Here is a 17,050-nt window from a genome sequence, read left to right as displayed (position 1 = left end):
GGAACCCGGCATCTCAGGAAGACCGGTCCGAACCCCGGCGAACGCGACCGAAAATGAGAAAAGCCCCGGTCAGCACCCCGTGAACAGGGCACCGACCGGGGCTTCGCCCCACTTCGGTTCAGGCAGCGACGACGTCCACCGCTTCCGCGGGCGCCTTGATGGTCACCCGCTCGGTGGGCACACCGGCCACCGACGTCACCGACACCGAATTGAGCATCGGGCGCACCGGCGTCGGTACCGGTTCGCTCGACGCTGCCGACTCGGCCAGTTCGGCCAGCGACAGCTCGTCGCTCACTTCGCGCATGAGCTCGGACATCCGTACGTCCAGCGCGTCGCAGATCGCGGAGAGCAGTTCGGAGGAAGCCTCCTTCTGCCCCCGCTCCACCTCGGAGAGATAGCCGAGCGAGACTCGGGCGGACGAGGAGACTTCGCGCAGAGTACGGCCCTGGCGCTGGCGCTGCCGACGCAGCACGTCACCCAGCAGGCGACGGAGCAGGATCATCGGTGGCTCCCTCCTCGGACCGCGTAGCCGCATCCTTCACGCCCCACCGTACCGCCTCGCGCTGCGGCCGTGCGGGGAGCGATGTCGTGTTCACTCAGGGCTGCAAACATCAATTCCCCCCGTTGTGTTCCGTATCCTGTGCCCGCGCATTTCCCGAGAGTTCCTCACGGAGCAGTTCCAGCACGCTCCGTACGCTCTCTCTACGGATGTCCTTACGGCCGCCGTTCAACCTCAACGAGACCACTTTCCCGGCGCGGGCGCTCGTCGCGGCCGGTCCCGCGACCGCCACGTAGACCGTTCCGACGGGCTGTCCGTCCTGCTCGGCGGGCCCCGCGACCCCGGTCGTCGAGATGCCCCAGTCGGCGCCGAGCCGGTCCCGCACACCGGCCGCCATCTGCAGCGCGACCTCGGGATCCACCGCTCCGCGCTCCGCGAGCAGGGCCGCGTCGACGCCCAGGAGCTCGTGCTTGAGGGCGGTGGCGTAGGCGACGACCGAGCCCAGGAAGGACACCGAGGAGCCGGGCGCCCCGGTGAGCTCGGCGGCCACGAGACCGCCCGTGAGGGACTCCGCGGCGGCCACCGTCTGCTCACGCTCCGCGAGCAGCTCCAGGACCCGGGCGGCCTCGCTCATCGCGCCGCCGTCTCCGACCGCGCGGCCGTCCGCTCCGCCGCGAGCCCCTTGCGGCGCAGGACGACCGCCTGCCGTACGTAGTCCAGACCGGTGACGACCGTCAGCACGACGGCCAGCGCCATCACCCAGAAGCGGAGGGTGGCCAGCGGCCCGGTGAGCACGAGGACGTACATGCCGACGGCGGTGCCCTGGGCGAGCGTCTTCATCTTGCCGCCGCGGCTGGCGGGGATGACCCCGTGCCGGATGACCCAGAACCGCATCAGGGTGATGCCGAGCTCACGGGCCAGGATGACCGAGGTCACCCACCAGGGAAGGTCCCCGAGCGCGGAGAGCGAGACGAGTCCGGCGGCCATGATCGCCTTGTCGGCGATCGGGTCGGCGATCTTCCCGAAGTCGGTGACCAGGTTGTACGTGCGGGCGAGGTGCCCGTCGAAGACGTCCGTGATCATGGCCACCGCGAACGCCGCCCAGGCCCAGGCCCGCCACACCGGGTCGTGCCCGCCGTCCTGGAGCAGCAGCACCACGAAGCCCGGCACGAGGACGAGCCGGATCATGGTGAGGATGTTCGCGATGTTCCACAGGCTGGCCTGGTTGACGGCCGCCGCGCCCAGCTTGCCGCGGGGCGCCGCCGGCCTACCGGTCCCGCCCGTCGCGGATGCCGGGACTCCGGTCATCTGCCCGCCTCCTCGAAAAGACACTCGGCCACCAGGTCGACGCCCTCCGTGCCGACGACCTTCGCACTGACCATACGGCCAGGGGCCAGGTCGGGGCTCGTACCGTCGGCCGTGGTGAGGACCACCTGCCCGTCGGTCTCGGGCGCCTGGTGGGCGGCGCGGCCGATCCAGCCGTCCTCCTCGTCGAAGGATTCGACGAGTACTTCCAGGGTCTCTCCGAGTCGCTCCTCCGCGCGCTGTGCGGTGAGCTCCTCGGCGAGCCGGGAGAGGTGGGCGAGCCGCTCGTCGACGACGTCCTGGTCGAGCTTGTGCTCGTACGTGGCGGCCTCGGTGCCGTCCTCGTCGGAGTAGCCGAAGACACCGATGGCGTCGAGGCGCGCGTGGGTGACGAAGCGTTCCAGCTCGGCGAAGTCCGCCTCGGTCTCGCCGGGGAAGCCGACGATGAAGTTGGACCGGGCACCGGCCGTGGGGGCCTTGGAGCGGATGGTCTCCAGGAGCTCCAGGAAGCGGTCGGTGTCGCCGAAGCGGCGCATGGCCCGCAGCACGTCCGGGGCGCTGTGCTGGAAGGACAGGTCGAAGTAGGGCACGACCTTCTCGGTCGACGTGAGGACGTCGATCAGGCCCGGGCGCATCTCGGCGGGCTGGAGGTAGCTCACGCGGACGCGCTCGATGCCGTCCACCGAGGCCAGCTCGGGCAGCAGGCTCTCCAGGAGTCGGATGTCGCCGAGGTCCTTGCCGTAGGAGGTGTTGTTCTCGGAGACCAGCATGACCTCCTTGACGCCCTGCTCGGCGAGCCAGCGCGTCTCGTTCAGCACGTCCGAGGGACGGCGCGAGACGAAGGAGCCCCGGAAGGAGGGGATGGCGCAGAAGGAGCAGCGGCGGTCGCAGCCGGAGGCCAGCTTCACGGAGGCGACGGGGCTGGTGTCCAGACGGCGGCGGAGGGGGGCGCGGGGCCCGGAGGCGGGCGCGATCCCCTCGGGCAGGTCGGCCGGGGCCTCGGCGGGCGCCTCGGCGGTGTCGCCGTGTCCCGGCAGGGCCACGGCCGCGGCGGCCTCCTGGCGCTCCACGGGGGACAGCGGCAGCAGCTTGCGCCGGTCGCGCGGGGCGTGCGCCTCGACGCTGCCGCCGCTGAGGATGGTCCGGAGGCGGTCGGAGATGTCGGCGTAGTCGTCGAAGCCGAGGACGCCGTCGGCCTCCGGGAGGGCTTCGGCGAGCTCCTTGCCGTACCGCTCGGCCATGCAGCCGACGGCGACGACGGCCTGGGTCCTGCCGTGGTCCTTCAGATCATTGGCTTCGAGGAGGGCGTCGACGGAGTCCTTCTTGGCGGCCTCGACGAATCCGCAGGTGTTGACGACGGCGACGTCCGCTTCCTCGGCGTTCTCGACGAGCTCCCAGCCGTCCGCTGCCAAGCGGCCTGCGAGCTCCTCCGAGTCCACCTCGTTACGGGCGCAGCCAAGAGTGACAAGGGCGACGGTACGGCGTTCGGGCATGGACTCAAGACTACTTCGTCCCGGCCGTTCCCCCGTCGCGCAGGGTTCACCTGCGCGACGGAGGTCACATCACGGGGCTCAGCCGGCCTCGGGGTCGCCCTTGGTGTAGCTGAGCCGCTCGACCTGGCCGGATTCGAACTTGTCGGCGAGCTTCTTGCCGTTCACGTAGAGCTCGATCGCACCGGCGTTGCCGAGGACCAGGTCCACGCGCTCGTCGTCCTGGAAGGTCTTGGACTCGCCCTTGAGGAGGAGCCCGTCGAAGAGGAGCTTGCCGTCGTGCGCCTTGGCCGAGATCCAGCTCTTGTCGTCGATCGCGGAGAGCTTGACCGTGACCTTGTCCCGCGGGACCGCGGCGATCGCGCTCTCGGTGGGCTTGGGCGCGGCGGGCCTGACCGGCTTCGGCTTGGCCGCGGAGGTGGCCTTCTCCGGGGCGGGCGCCGGGCCGCCGTCGGCCACGGTGGTCCCGTTCGAGGCACCGTTGCCGTTGAACATCGTGAAGCCGACGAAACCGACGACGGCGACGATGGCCGCGACCATCGCGGCGGTCCAGTTGGGCCGGCGCGGCTCGGGGCGGATGCGTTCCGCCTCGAAGAGCGGGGCGGCGGGGGTGGGCGCGGGACGACCACCGTGCTCGGCGTCGTACTGCTCGATCAGCTGAGCCGGATCGAGGCCGACGGCACGCGCGAGGGTACGGATGTGGCCGCGGGCGTAGACGTCGCCGCCACAGCGCGAGAAGTCGTCCTCCTCGATCGCGTGCACGATCGGAATCCGGACACGGGTGGAGGCACTGACCTCTTCGACGGTGAGACCGGCGGCGATTCGGGCCTGCTGGAGGGCACGACCGATCGAGTCCCGGTCGTCTGCCGGGAAGGTCCGGTCGTCTTCGGGGGAGTTGCCGATGGACACGAGAGCGCCTTTCGAGCGTGTAGCCACCTGCTGGACGTTCAGTCTATGGGTGGTACGAAAGGGTGGGGCAACCGGGCGGGTGCTGTTTGTACGCCATGAGGCTGGGACATCCTGCTGTCCCTTCCTCCAACTTGACGTACGGCCAGGGGAAACGGTTGCCCACCGTTCCCTTACGAGTGAGTCTCGGGCTGATCTCGATCGGGTACCCGGCCCCGGAGGGGCCACACCCACCGGGGGGGGAGCGGCCCGGGTCGGGCTACTCCCCCGACTCCCCCCGGATCACGGCGAGGACCCCGTCCAGCTCGTCCGGCTTGACGAGCACGTCCCGCGCCTTCGACCCCTCGCTCGGTCCGACGATGTTCCGGGACTCCATCAGGTCCATCAGCCGGCCGGCCTTCGCGAAGCCCACGCGCAGCTTCCGCTGGAGCATCGAGGTGGAGCCGAACTGCGTCGAGACGACCAGCTCGGCCGCCTGGCACAGCAGGTCGAGGTCGTCGCCGATGTCCTCGTCGATCTCCTTCTTCTGCTTGGTGCCGACGGTGACGTCGTCCCGGAAGACGGGCGTCATCTGGTCCTTGCAGTGCTGCACGACGGCCGCGACCTCGTCCTCGGTGACGAACGCGCCCTGCATGCGGACGGGCTTGTTGGCGCCCATGGGCAGGAAGAGCCCGTCGCCCTTGCCGATCAGCTTCTCGGCGCCGGGCTGGTCCAGGATGACCCGGCTGTCGGCGAGCGAGGAGGTGGCGAAGGCGAGCCGCGAGGGCACGTTCGCCTTGATCAGACCGGTGACGACGTCCACGGACGGCCGCTGGGTGGCGAGCACGAGGTGGATGCCGGCGGCGCGCGCCAACTGGGTGATCCGGACGATCGAGTCCTCGACGTCGCGCGGGGCGACCATCATCAGGTCGGCCAGCTCGTCGACGATCACCAGGAGGTACGGGTACGGGTTGAGCTCGCGCTCGCTGCCCTCGGGCAGCTTGATCTTGCCGTCCCGGACGGCCTGGTTGAAGTCGTCGATGTGCCGGTAGCCGAAGGCGGCCAGGTCGTCGTAGCGCAGGTCCATCTCGCGCACGACCCACTGGAGCGCCTCGGCGGCCCGCTTGGGGTTGGTGATGATCGGGGTGATCAGGTGCGGGATGCCCTCGTAGGCGGTGAGCTCGACCCGCTTGGGGTCGACCAGCACCATCCGGACGTCCTCCGGGGTCGCTCTTATCATGATCGACGTGATCAGGCAGTTGATGCACGAGGACTTTCCGGAGCCCGTGGCACCGGCGACCAGGACGTGCGGCATCTTCGCCAGGTTGGCCATCACGTAGCCGCCCTCGACGTCCTTGCCGAGCGCGACCAGCATCGGGTGCTCGTCCCCGGCCGCGTCCGCGAGCCGCAGCACGTCCCCCAGGTTGACCATCTCGCGGTCGCTGTTCGGGATCTCGATGCCGACGGCGGACTTCCCGGGGATGGGCGAGATGATCCGCACGTCGGGCGAGGCCACGGCGTAGGCGATGTTCTTGGTCAGGGCCGTGATCTTCTCGACCTTCACGGCCGGGCCGAGCTCGACCTCGTACCGCGTGACCGTCGGACCGCGCGTGAAGCCGGTGACGGTCGCGTCGACCTTGAACTCGGCGAAGACGTTGGAGAGCGCGTCGACGACCGCGTCGTTGGCGGCGCTGCGGGTCTTGCCCGGCCCGCCGCGCTCCAGCAGGTCGAGCGAGGGCAGGGAGTACGTGATGTCGCCCGCGAGCTGGAGCTGCTCGGCCCGGGCCGGCAGGTCGGTCGGCTCGGGCGCCGGCTTGGTCAGATCGGGTACGCCGCCGGTGCGCTCTCCCCCGCGAGCCGGCGGTACGGGCGCGGCCTTCTCGGCGGCTTCCGCGACCGGGGCCGGGGAGGCGGCCACGGCGGCGTTCCGCTCGGCGGTGACGTCCTTGGTCAGGTCGGCGACGATCGGCGAGGGCGGCATGCCGTTCAGCACGGCGCCGTCGAGCGCGGCGGCGGCCGCCGCGGCGACGTCCACGGGGTCCAGGCCGGAGCCGGAGCCGTTCCGCCCGGTGCCCCGGCGGGCCGGGCGACCGCGCCGCTCCGGCGCCTCCGCCTCGGCCCGGTCGACGTCGTACGGCTCCGCGGGCCCGGCCGGGCGGCGCCGTACGGGCCGTGCGGGTCGCGGTCCGGCGTCCCGCCACTCCTCGTCGTACGCCTCGTGGGCCGGGTGCCCGTACTCCTCGGCCTCCGCCGGGTCGTACGGGAGCTCGACGACGCCCAGTCGGGCGCCGAGCGCACGCAGCCGCTGCGGGATCGCGTTGACCGGGGTGGCGGTGACCACGAGCAGCCCGAAGACGGTGAGCAGCACCAGCATCGGTACGGCGAGGACCTCGCCCATCATGAAGACGAGGGGCTGGGACGCGGCCCAGCCGATGAGCCCGCCGGCGTCCTGCATGGCCGCGCTGCCGTCGCCGCGCCCCGGCGAACCGCAGGCGATGTGCACCTGTCCGAGGATGCCGATGACGAGTGCGGAGAGGCCGATGCTGATCCGGCCGTTGGCCTCGGGCCTCTCCGGATACAGGATGAGCCGGATGGCGATCGCGCCGAGGAGCAGGGGCACGAGCAGGTCGAGCCGGCCGAAGGATCCGGTCACGAGCATCTCGACGAGGTCGCCGACCGGTCCGCGCAGGTTGGACCAGGTGCCGGCGGCGACGATCAGCGCGAGGCCGAGGAGGAGCAGCGCGAGCCCGTCCTTGCGGTGTGCGGGATCGAGCCCCTTGGCGCCGCGTCCTATGCTCCGGAACATCGCCCCGATCCCGTGGGCGAGGCCGAGCCAGGCGCCGCGCGCGAGCCGGTAGACGCCCCCGGTCGGGGACGGGGCGGGGCGCGGGGCCGCCCTCTTCGTGGCGGTCTTCCGCGCGGGCGCGCGCTTGGCGGGCGCGGCCCTCTTGGCCGGAGCCTTCTTGGCCGGAGCCTTCTTCGCGGGGGACTTCGCGGGCGCCGCCTTCTTCGCGGCACCCGTCGTCCGGCCGGCGCGCGGTTTCGCCGTGCCCTGGGAACCCTTGCCGGACGTACGTGAAGCCATGATGCCGAGGTTACCGGTGTGGAGAGGGGTGTGGGGAGCGCCCGTCCCCCTCACCCGTTCGTGTCGTCCGTGCCGGAGCCCGGTGCTGACACCGCATCACGGCGATCCGTGCCGGACGGGAAAGACGGGTGACGGCGGGTCAGCTCTGGGCGGGCAGGGACGGCGCGGCGCCCGTGCCCGGCTCCAGCGCGTCCAGGGCCCGGCGCAGCCCGGTGAGCTTGCGCTCCAGATGCGCCGCGGTGGCGACGGCCGCCGCGTCGGCGGAGTCGTCGTCCAACTGCTTCGACAGGGCCTCGGCCTGCTCCTCGACGGCCGCGAGCCGGGCGGAGAGCTCGGCGAGCAGCCCGGCGGCCTCCTTGCCCTGGCCGCCCTCGCCGCCGCCCTCCAACTGCAGCCGCAGCAGGGCGGCCTGCTCGCGCAGCTTGCAGTTCTTCATGTAGAGCTCGACGAAGACGGAGACCTTGGCCCGCAGCACCCACGGGTCGAAGGGCTTGGAGATGTAGTCGACCGCCCCGGCCGCGTACCCCCGGAAGGTGTGGTGGGGGCCGTGGTTGATCGCGGTGAGGAAGATGATCGGGATGTCCCGGGTCCGCTCGCGCCGCTTGATGTGGGCGGCGGTCTCGAAACCGTCCATTCCCGGCATCTGGACGTCGAGCAGGATGACCGCGAAGTCGTCCGTCAACAGCGCCTTGAGCGCTTCCTCCCCGGACGATGCCCGCACCAGCGTCTGATCGAGCGCGGAGAGAATGGCCTCCAGCGCCAGCAGATTCTCCGGCCGGTCATCGACCAGGAGGATCTTGGCCTTCTGCACCATGCCCCGTCCTCCTCGTCCCGGCAACGGCTCTCCCCGGACCCCCGAACCGGGGGAAGCACCGGGCGCCGCCCCAGAAGACGACTCCCTAGCGCCGTCCGTCCTTGTGCCGGTCATCGTAGCCGCACCCCGCCCGTCGCCACACCCTGTCACCGCGATGTCACTGTGCACGTAGCGGAAACGCGGTGGGAGACCAGAAGGTTCCCCGTATCCCGCCCTCTCACACACCCCTGGCGGCAGCAGGCCGGCAGGGGCCGGCGGAGCCCGGGGGTCCGCGCCGCGCACGGCGCGGGCCCCCGGCGCGGAGTCACTCGCCCCGCATCCACTGCTCCATGACCGACAGCAGGTGATCGGGGTCGACCGGCTTCGTCACGTAGTCCGAGGCACCCGACTCGATCGCCTTCTCCCGGTCGCCCTTCATCGCCTTCGCCGTCAGCGCGATGATCGGCAGCCCCGCGAACTGCGGCATGCGCCGGATCGCGGTCGTCGTCGCGTACCCGTCCATCTCCGGCATCATGATGTCCATCAGCACGACCGTGACGTCGTCGTGCTGCTCCAGGACCTCGATGCCCTCCCGCCCGTTCTCGGCGTAGAGCACCGCGAGCCCGTGCTGCTCTAGGACGCTGGTGAGCGCGAAGACGTTGCGGATGTCGTCGTCGACGATCAGCACCTTCTCGCCGGAGAAGCCGAACGTACGGCGCGGCTGCTCGACCTCCTGCTCCTCCCGGTCCGCCGCGCTCTGCTGCCCGGCCTGCCCGGGAACCGCGCCCCGCGCCCCCGTCGCCTCCGCTGCGGCCTTCCGCCGGTGCCGGAACAGCGCCCCGGCCCCGGACCGCGCCTCCGTCCGCACGGGCGTCGGCGGGAACTGCGGGAACGGGTCGACGGTCCCGGCCGCCTCCTCCTCGGCCCCCTGCTGCGGATCGTCGGCGTCCTGCGCGCCCTGCCCGTAGCCGCCCGACGGCAGCTCCGTCGGGCTCAGCGGCAGGTAGAGCGTGAACGTCGACCCGCGGCCGGGCTCGCTCGCCGCGAAGATCTCGCCGCCGAGCAGCCGCGCGATCTCCCGGCTGATCGACAGGCCCAGACCCGTGCCGCCGTACTTCCGGCTGGTCGTGCCGTCGGCCTGCTTGAACGCCTCGAAGATGACCCGCATCTTGCTCGCCGCGATCCCGATCCCGGTGTCGGTGACCGAGAAGGCGATCAGGTCGGCCTCCGGGTCGCGCAGCGAACCCGCCTCCAGGAGCTGCTCCCGGATCGACTGCGGCACGTCCGCACCGGCCGGCCGGATCACCAGCTCCACCGCGCCCGTGTCGGTGAACTTCACCGCGTTGGACAGCAGGTTGCGCAGGACCTGGAGCAGCCGCTGCTCGTCGGTGTGGAGCGTGGCCGGCAGCTCGGGCGAGACCCGCACCGAGAAGTCGAGCCCCTTCTCCGCCGTGAGCGGCCGGAACGTCGCCTCCACGTAGTCGACGAGCTGGACGAGCGCGATGCGGGTCGGCGAGACGTCCATCTTGCCCGCCTCGACCTTCGACAGGTCGAGGATGTCGTTGATCAGCTGGAGCAGGTCCGAGCCCGCCCCGTGGATGGTCTCCGCGAACTCGACCTGCTTCGGCGTCAGGTTGGTCTCGGCGTTGTCCGCGAGCAACTTGGCCAGGATCAGCAGCGAGTTGAGCGGCGTGCGCAGCTCGTGCGACATGTTGGCGAGGAACTCCGACTTGTACCGCATGGAGACGGCGAGCTGTTCCGCCCGCTCCTCCAGGACCTGCCGGGCCTCCTCGATCTCGGTGTTCTTCACCTCGATGTCGCGGTTCTGCCGGGCGAGCAGCTCGGCCTTCTCCTCCAGCTCCAGGTTGGAGCCCTGGAGCTCCTTCTGCCGGTGCTCCAGCTCCGCCGACCGCTCCTTGAGCTGCTCGGTGAGCTTCTGCGACTGCTGGAGCAGCACCTCGGTCTTGGTGTTGACGCTGATGGTGTTGACCGTGGTCGCGATCAGCTCGGCGAGCTGGTTCAGGAAGTCCCGCTGGATCTGCGTGAACGGCTGGAAGGACGCCAGCTCGATCACACCGAGGACCTTCCCCTCGAAGAGGACCGGCAGCACGATCACGTGCGCGGGCGCGGCCTCGCCGAGCCCCGACGAGATCTTCAGATAGCCCGGCGGCACGTTGACCTGGATCGTCCGCTTCTCCTCCGCCGCCGTCCCGATGAGGGTCTCCCCGGGCCGGAAGGAGGTCGGCATGGACCCGGCGGAGTATCCGTAGCTCCCGCGCATCCGCAGCTCGTACGAGCCGTCGCCCTCGCCCACGAGCTCGGCGTCGCTGTGCGCGGAGCCCGTCGGCATGGCCACGAAGAAGGCGCCGTGCTGGGCCGAGACCACCGGCGTCAGCTCGCTCATGATGAGCGAGGCCACGTCGTCCAGGTCCCGCCTGCCCTGCATGAGGCCGGAGATGCGGGCCAGGTTGCCCTTGAGCCAGTCCTGCTCCTCGTTGGCGAGGGTGGTGTCGCGCAGGTTGGCGATCATGGTGTTGATGTTCTCCTGGAGGGCCTGGATCTCGCCCGCCGCGTCGACACCGTCGATCTTGAGGTTGAGGTCGCCCCGGGTCACCGCCGTGGCGACGGCCGCGATCGCCCGCACCTGCCGGGTCAGGTTCCCGGCCATCTCGTTCACGGACTCCGTCAGGTCCCGCCAGGTGCCGTCCACGTCACGGACCCGGGCCTGACCGCCCAGCTGCCCGTCCGTACCCACCTCGCGGGCGACCCGGGTCACCTCCTCGGCGAAGTTCGACAGCTGGTCGACCATCGTGTTGATGGTGCTCTTCAGCTCCTGGATCTCACCGCGCGCGTCGATGTCGATCTTCTTGGTCAGGTCGCCCTTGGCGATGGCGGTGGTGACGGCGGCGATCTGGCGCACCTGACCGGTCAGGTTGTCGGCCATGCCGTTCACCGAGTCCGTGAGGTCGCGCCACGTGCCCGACACTCCGGGCACCCGCGCCTGACCGCCCAGGATGCCGTCCGTACCCACCTCGCGCGCGACGCGGGTCACCTCGTCGGCGAACGACGAGAGCGTCGTCACCATGGTGTTGACGGTGTCGGCGAGCTCCGCGACCTCGCCGCGCGCCTCGACGGTGACCTTCTTCGTCAGATCGCCGTTGGCGACGGCCGCGGAGACCCGGGAGATGTTGCGCACCTGGCTGGTCAGGTTGTTGGCCATCAGGTTCACGTTGTCGCTGAGGTCCTTCCAGATGCCGGTCACCCCGCGCACCCGGGCCTGGCCTCCGAGGATGCCCTCCGTGCCCACCTCGCGGGCCACCCTCGTCACCTCGTCGGCGAAGTTCGACAGCTGGTCCACCATCGTGTTGACGGTCGTCACCAGCTCCAGGATCTCGCCCTTGGCGTCGACCGTGATCTTCTTCGACAGGTCGCCCATGGCCACCGCCGTCGTGACCTCGGCGATGTTCCGGACCTGGAAGGTCAGGTTGTTCGCCATCATGTTCACCGACTGGGTGAGGTCCTTCCAGGTGCCGGAGACCCCCTGCACCTCGGCCTGACCGCCCAGGATGCCCTCGGTGCCCACCTCACGGGCCACCCTCGTCACCTGGTCCGCGAAGCTCGAGAGCTGGTCGACCATCGTGTTGAGGGTGTTCTTCAGCTCCAGGATCTCGCCCCGCGCGTCCACGTCGATCTTCTGCGACAGGTCGCCGCGCGCCACCGCGGTGGCGACCTGCGCGATGTTGCGGACCTGGGTGGTGAGGTTGCCGGCCATGCCGTTCACCGAGTCCGTCAGATCACGCCACACACCGGCCACGCCCGGCACCTGCGCCTGACCGCCCAGCCGCCCGTCCGTGCCCACCTCGCGGGCCACCCGGGTCACCTGGTCCGCGAAGGCGGACAGCTGGTCCACCATCGTGTTGATGGTGTTCTTCAGCTCCAGGATCTCGCCCCGCGCGTCCACGTCGATCTTCTGCGACAGGTCGCCACGGGCCACGGCCGTCGTCACCTGCGCGATCTGCCGCACCTGCGAGGTCAGGTTCCCGGCCATGAAGTTCACGGAGTCCGTGAGCTCCCGCCAGCGCCCGGACACCCCGTCCACCCGCGCCTGACCGCCCAGCCGGCCCTCGGTGCCCACGTCCCGGGCCATCCGGGTCACCTGGTCCGCGAAGGACGACAGCTGCGACACCATCGTGTTGACGGTGTTCTTCAGCTCCAGCATCTCGCCGGCCACGTCCACCGTGACCTTCTGCGACAGGTCGCCGTTGGCCACCGCCGTCGTCACCTGCGCGATGTCCCGCACCTGACCGGTCAGGTTGCGGAAGGCCGTGTTCACCGAGTCGGTGAGGTCCTTCCACGTCCCCGCCGCGCCCGGCACCTCGGCCTGGCCGCCCAGCAGACCCTCGACGCCGACCTCCCGGGCCACCCGGGTCACCTCGGAACCGAAGGCGGAGAGCTGGTCCACCATCGTGTTGACGGTGTTCTTCAGCTCCAGCATCTCGCCGGCCACGTCCACCGTGACCTTCTGCGACAGGTCGCCGTTGGCCACCGCCGTCGTCACCTGCGCGATGTCCCGCACCTGCGTGGTGATGTTCCGGAAGACCGTGTTGACCGAGTCCGTGAGGTCCTTCCACGTCCCCGCCGCACCCGGCACCTGCGCCTGGCCGCCCAGCAGACCCTGCGCGCCGACCTCGCCCGACACCCGGGTCACCTCGTCGGCGAACGTCCGCAGCGTCTCCGTCATCTGGTTGATGGTGTCGGCGAGTTGGGCGATCTCACCGCGCGCGGAGACCCGCACCTTCTGCGACAGGTCACCGTTGGCGACCGCCGTCGTCACCTCCGCGATCCCCCTCACCTGATTGGTGAGGTTGCCCGCCATCGTGTTGACGGAGTCGGTGAGGTCCTTCCACACGCCGGCGACCCCGGCCACCTCGGCCTGACCGCCCAGCTCGCCCTCCGTACCCACCTCGCGCGCGACGCGGGTCACCTCGGAGGAGAACGACGACAGCTGGTCGACCATCCGGTTGACGGTCTTCTTCAGCTCCAGCATCTCGCCGGCCACGTTCGCCGTGACCTTCTGCGACAGATCGCCGTCCGCGACCGCCGTCGTCACGAGCGCGATGTCCCGCACCTGCGCCGTCAGCCGGTTCGCCATGGTGTTGACCGAGTCCGTGAGGTCCTTCCACGAACCGGACACCCCGCGCACCTGCGCCTGCCCGCCCAGCTTGCCGTCCGTCCCCACCTCGACGGCGACCCGGGTCACCTCGGAGGCGAACACCGACAGCTGGTCGACCAGGTTGTTGGCGGTACGGGCGACCTTCAGGAACTCCCCGCGCAACGGCCGCACGGTCCCGTCCGCACCCTCCGAACGCAGGTCCATCCGCTGGTCCAGATCACCCTCGGCCACCGCCGACAGGACCCGCCCCACCTCGGACACCGGCCGGGCCAGGTCGTCGACGAGCGCGTTCGCGGCCTCGATCGCCGCCGCCCACGCCCCCTCGCTGGCCCCCGCCTCCAGCCGCTCGGACAGCTTGCCCTCACGGCCGACCACCCGCCGGACCCGCGACAGCTCCCCCGTCACGTGCATCTGCCGGTCGGCGACCTCGTTGAACACGGCGGAGATCTCCGCCATGACCCCGTCGCCGGACACCGTCAGCCGCTTGCGGAAGTTCCCGTCCCGCATCGACACCAGCGCGGCCAGCAACCGCTCCAGCGCCGCCGCGTCCACCTGGACCGTCCCCCCACGGGAACGTCCGCCCCTCGCGCGCGTGCCACTGCCTCCGCCGCGCCGCGCCGCCGTGCCAGACTCCACCGTGTCCCTCCCGAAAGGGGTCGACCTGTACCGCTCCGGCTCTCGCCGTCAGCCTGCTCAGTGTTTCACCGTGCCCGAACCTGGCGATAACAGTTCGGCAGCTTCGCACAGCGTCCCTACCCCCGAGGGACGGAATCAACGGTGACCGGCATCCGCTCGGACAGCGAAGGTAAGTAACCTGGCATCCGGCTGTCCAACCGCCCCGGTCCGCCCGGCGGGGGCGGCGTGGCGTGCGCACGACCATCGGGCAGCGGGAGGGACAGACCGAGCATGGCAGAGCCGGGCGTCGAGACGCGTACGAGGAGAGCCGTGATCACCGCGCGGGCGACTGCCAGCTTCGAGCCCGTCGGGCGGTCCGTCGCGGCCGCCCGCGCCTTCGTCCGGGACACCCTCCAGGGCTGGGGACACCCCGAACTCGTCGACGACGCCGTCGTCCTCACCAGCGAACTCGTCACCAACGCCGTCATCCATGCCGGCACCTCCGCCGAGGTCCTCTGCCTCCGCTCCGACGACAGCATCCGCGTCGAGGTCGCCGACCGCTACCCCGAGCGCGAGATCCCCGTCCAGAACGGCCGCACCCTCGGCAGCCCGGACCGCGAGAACGGCCGCGGCCTGCTCCTCTGCGCCGCCCTCGCCCACCGCTGGGGCGTCGACTACTCCCCCACCCGCAAGCACGTCTGGTTCCACCTCGACCTCCCCCAGCGCCCCGTCGGCACCCGCTCCGCCGGCCCCGTCCTCCCCGACGCCCTCCTCCCGGTCGCCGAGAGCCGCGTCCGCGTCGCCGTCGCCCAGATCGACCGCGTCGGCACGATCACCGCGTGGAACGAGGACGCCGAGGAGCTCTTCGGCTACGAGGCCGAGCAGGTCACCGGCAAGCCCCTCGGCGACCTCGCCGCCTGGCCCCACACCCCCGGCATCGGCACCGGCCTCGCCGAGGCCCTCCGCCTCTCCCGCTGGGAGGGCAGCTACGGCGTCCGCTGCGCCGACGGCCGCGTGGTCCCCGTCTACGCCTCGCACCTCCGGGTCCGCGACGCCCAGGGCGAGCCCTCCACCGTCTGTCTCCTCGTACGGGAGCACGAGCGGGCCGTCCTCCAGACCCCCCAGCGACCCGCCGTCGAGCCGGGCACCGAGAGCCGCGCCGTCGACCCCTTCGAGGTCTTCATCGGCTCCCCGGCCCCCGACGACCTCGACGGCCTCCTCCAGCGCACGGTCGAGCGCGCCCGCGACATGCTCGACGGCGACGCCGCCTTCCTCCTGCTCGCCACCGACGACGAGACGGAACTGGAGGTACGGGCGACCACGGGCCTCCCGGCCGCCCGCCAGCGCTTCGCCCGCGTCCCCGTGGAGACCGGCGCCAGCCGCTACGGCTCCGCCCGCATGCCCGCCGTCCACGAGGACCTGGCCGCCGTCCCCGGCGCCGTCCCCCTCCTCGAAGGCACCGGCATGCGCTCGGTCGTCACCGTCCCGCTCAAGGTCGAGGGCCGGCTCACCGGCTCCCTCGGGGTGGCCGCCGAGGGAGCCAACCGCTACTCCAACGAGGAGGCGCTCCGCCTCCAGTTCGCCGCCGACCGCATCGCCCTGGCCGTCGAGTCCGCCCGCCTCGGCGAACTGGAGCGCCTGCGCCGCGGCTCCCTCAGCTTCCTCGTCGAGGCCTCCGACCTCCTGGCCGGCACCCTCGACCGCGACCAGACCCTGGCCCTCATGGCCCAGATGACGGTCCCCACCCTCGCCACCTGGTGCGCGGTCTACACGATCGCCGACCAGGCCTCCGACCCGTACCTCTCGTACGTGCTCCACGAGGACGAGGACCGCATCGACGGCCTCAAGGCCCTGCTCTCCTCCATCGCCCCGCCGGACCCGGTGCCGACCCCCGGCGCCCGCGTCTGGTCCGCCCCCGGCGAAGCCGCCCACCGCGCCGCGCTGTCCGCGTCGGTCCGCGCCCTCGACCACCCCGCGAGCCCGCTCTCCTCCGGCATCGACACCACCCTGGCCACCGCGAGCGCGGTCGCCGGCGAGACGGTCGTCCTGCCGCTGGTCGCCCGCAACCGGGTCATCGGCATGCTGACCCTCGGCAGGCCCTCGGAGGACCACTTCCGCCAGGAGATCCTGGAGCTCGCCGAGGACCTCTCGCGCCGGGCCGCCCTGGCCCTGGACAACGCCCGTCTGTACTCGGAGCGCGTGGCGATCAGCCAGTCCCTCCAGCGCAGCCTGCTCCCGCCCGGCCTCCCCATGATCCCGGGCGTCGAGGTCGACGTCATCTACCGCGCGGCCGGCGAGGGCAACGAGGTCGGAGGCGACTTCTACGACCTGTTCCCCATCCGGGACGGCGTGTACGGATTCGCCATCGGCGACGTCTGCGGTACGGGACCGGAGGCGGCCGCCGTCACCGGCCTGGCCCGCCACGCCCTGCGCCTCCTGGCCCGCGAGGGCTTCGGCGGCCCCGCCGTCCTGGAGCGGCTGAACGCGGCGATCCTCGACGAGGGCGCCCGCAGCCGCTTCCTGACGCTGCTGTACGGCGAGATGCGCCCGCAGGAGGACGGCTCGGCGATCCTCAAGGTCGTCTGCGCCGGCCACCCCCTCCCGCTGCGCCTCCGCCCGGACGGCACGGTCGAGCCCGCGGCCGAACCGCAGCCGCTCCTGGGCGTCATGGAGGACCTGGAGCTGTACGAGCAGACGGTCACGCTCGACCCGGGCGACGTCCTCCTGTGCGTCACGGACGGCGTGACGGAACGCCGCGAGGGCTCCCGGATGCTGGGCGACGACGGCCTGGCCGAGGTCCTCAAGACCTGTACGGGCCTGACGGCCGGCGCGGTCGCCGCCCGTATCCTCCGCGCCGTCGAGCGCTTCGCCCAGGCCCCCGCCTCCGACGACATGGCCATCCTGGCGATGCGCCTGCACGAACCGCACGACGACTGAGCCTGCCGGCGATCTCCGAAAGGGGATCACCGGCAGCACTCCGTCCCTCGGAAACGCAAGAAGGCCCCCGCCACAAGGCGGGGGCCTTCTTACTCGGAGCCCTTTAACGGAATCGAACCGTTGACCTTCTCCTTACCATGGAGACGCTCTACCGACTGAGCTAAAAGGGCAGGTGTTCGGCGGTGTCCTACTCTCCCACAGGGTCCCCCCTGCAGTACCATCGGCGCTGAAAGGCTTAGCTTCCGGGTTCGGAATGTAACCGGGCGTT

The 17,050-nt window shown here is 71.2% G+C and carries 9 protein-coding genes, 1 tRNA gene and 1 rRNA gene; 1 reads left to right on the top strand and 10 read right to left on the bottom strand.

All coding sequences use genetic code 11. From position 1 onward, the window contains the following. Nucleotides 1-118: 118 nt before the first annotated feature. The 8 genes from ACZ66Z_RS21625 to ACZ66Z_RS21590 all read right to left on the bottom strand — a co-directional run bounded on the left by ACZ66Z_RS21625 (nucleotide 119) and on the right by ACZ66Z_RS21590 (nucleotide 13,866). On the bottom strand, nucleotides 119-502 hold the full coding sequence (locus ACZ66Z_RS21625; RefSeq protein WP_093873780.1) for a helix-turn-helix domain-containing protein: 384 nt from the start codon (nucleotides 500-502) through the stop codon (nucleotides 119-121). A 109-nt stretch (nucleotides 503-611) separates the two neighbouring features. Further along, entirely contained in the window at nucleotides 612-1,133 is a 522-nt protein-coding gene (locus ACZ66Z_RS21620) for a CinA family protein (RefSeq protein ID WP_469936278.1), read from the bottom strand. Then, entirely contained in the window at nucleotides 1,130-1,807 is a 678-nt protein-coding gene (pgsA, locus tag ACZ66Z_RS21615; protein ID WP_469936276.1) for a CDP-diacylglycerol--glycerol-3-phosphate 3-phosphatidyltransferase, read from the bottom strand. The genes ACZ66Z_RS21620 and pgsA overlap by 4 nt, the downstream gene beginning before the upstream one ends. Continuing rightward, the gene (gene rimO, locus ACZ66Z_RS21610; protein ID WP_469936274.1) at nucleotides 1,804-3,297 is read right to left on the bottom strand and encodes a 30S ribosomal protein S12 methylthiotransferase RimO; all 1,494 of its coding nucleotides are present in this window, start codon (nucleotides 3,295-3,297) and stop codon (nucleotides 1,804-1,806) included. The genes pgsA and rimO overlap by 4 nt, the downstream gene beginning before the upstream one ends. 78 nt (nucleotides 3,298-3,375) lie before the next feature. Next, nucleotides 3,376-4,203, bottom strand: coding sequence for a helix-turn-helix domain-containing protein (locus tag ACZ66Z_RS21605; RefSeq protein ID WP_469936272.1), 828 nt, complete (start codon nucleotides 4,201-4,203; stop codon nucleotides 3,376-3,378). Between the two features lie 256 nt (nucleotides 4,204-4,459). After that, nucleotides 4,460-7,264, bottom strand: a complete 2,805-nt coding sequence (locus tag ACZ66Z_RS21600; RefSeq protein ID WP_469936270.1) for a DNA translocase FtsK — start codon at nucleotides 7,262-7,264, stop codon at nucleotides 4,460-4,462. A gap of 139 nt (nucleotides 7,265-7,403) precedes the next feature. Next, a complete protein-coding gene (locus tag ACZ66Z_RS21595) occupies nucleotides 7,404-8,078 on the bottom strand; it encodes a response regulator (RefSeq protein WP_469936268.1) in 675 nt (224 codons plus the stop codon). 304 nt (nucleotides 8,079-8,382) lie between these two features. Beyond that, on the bottom strand, nucleotides 8,383-13,866 hold the full coding sequence (locus tag ACZ66Z_RS21590; RefSeq protein WP_469936266.1) for a HAMP domain-containing protein: 5,484 nt from the start codon (nucleotides 13,864-13,866) through the stop codon (nucleotides 8,383-8,385). 270 nt (nucleotides 13,867-14,136) lie between these two features. Here ACZ66Z_RS21590 and ACZ66Z_RS21585 point away from each other — a divergent pair, with 270 nt between their 5' ends. Beyond that, nucleotides 14,137-16,782: a SpoIIE family protein phosphatase gene (locus ACZ66Z_RS21585; RefSeq protein ID WP_469936264.1), complete on the top strand. Its 2,646-nt coding sequence runs from the start codon at nucleotides 14,137-14,139 to the stop codon at nucleotides 16,780-16,782. A gap of 97 nt (nucleotides 16,783-16,879) precedes the next feature. Here ACZ66Z_RS21585 and ACZ66Z_RS21580 read toward each other — a convergent pair. Both ACZ66Z_RS21580 and rrf read right to left on the bottom strand, forming a co-directional pair. Beyond that, nucleotides 16,880-16,952 (bottom strand) — tRNA-Thr (locus tag ACZ66Z_RS21580). Between the two features lie 4 nt (nucleotides 16,953-16,956). After that, nucleotides 16,957-17,050, bottom strand: a 5S ribosomal RNA gene (rrf, locus tag ACZ66Z_RS21575); the annotation flags it as partial.

The organism is Streptomyces sp. NPDC107498 (assembly GCF_055582805.1).
This window is presented reverse-complemented; position numbering and strand designations above follow the sequence as displayed.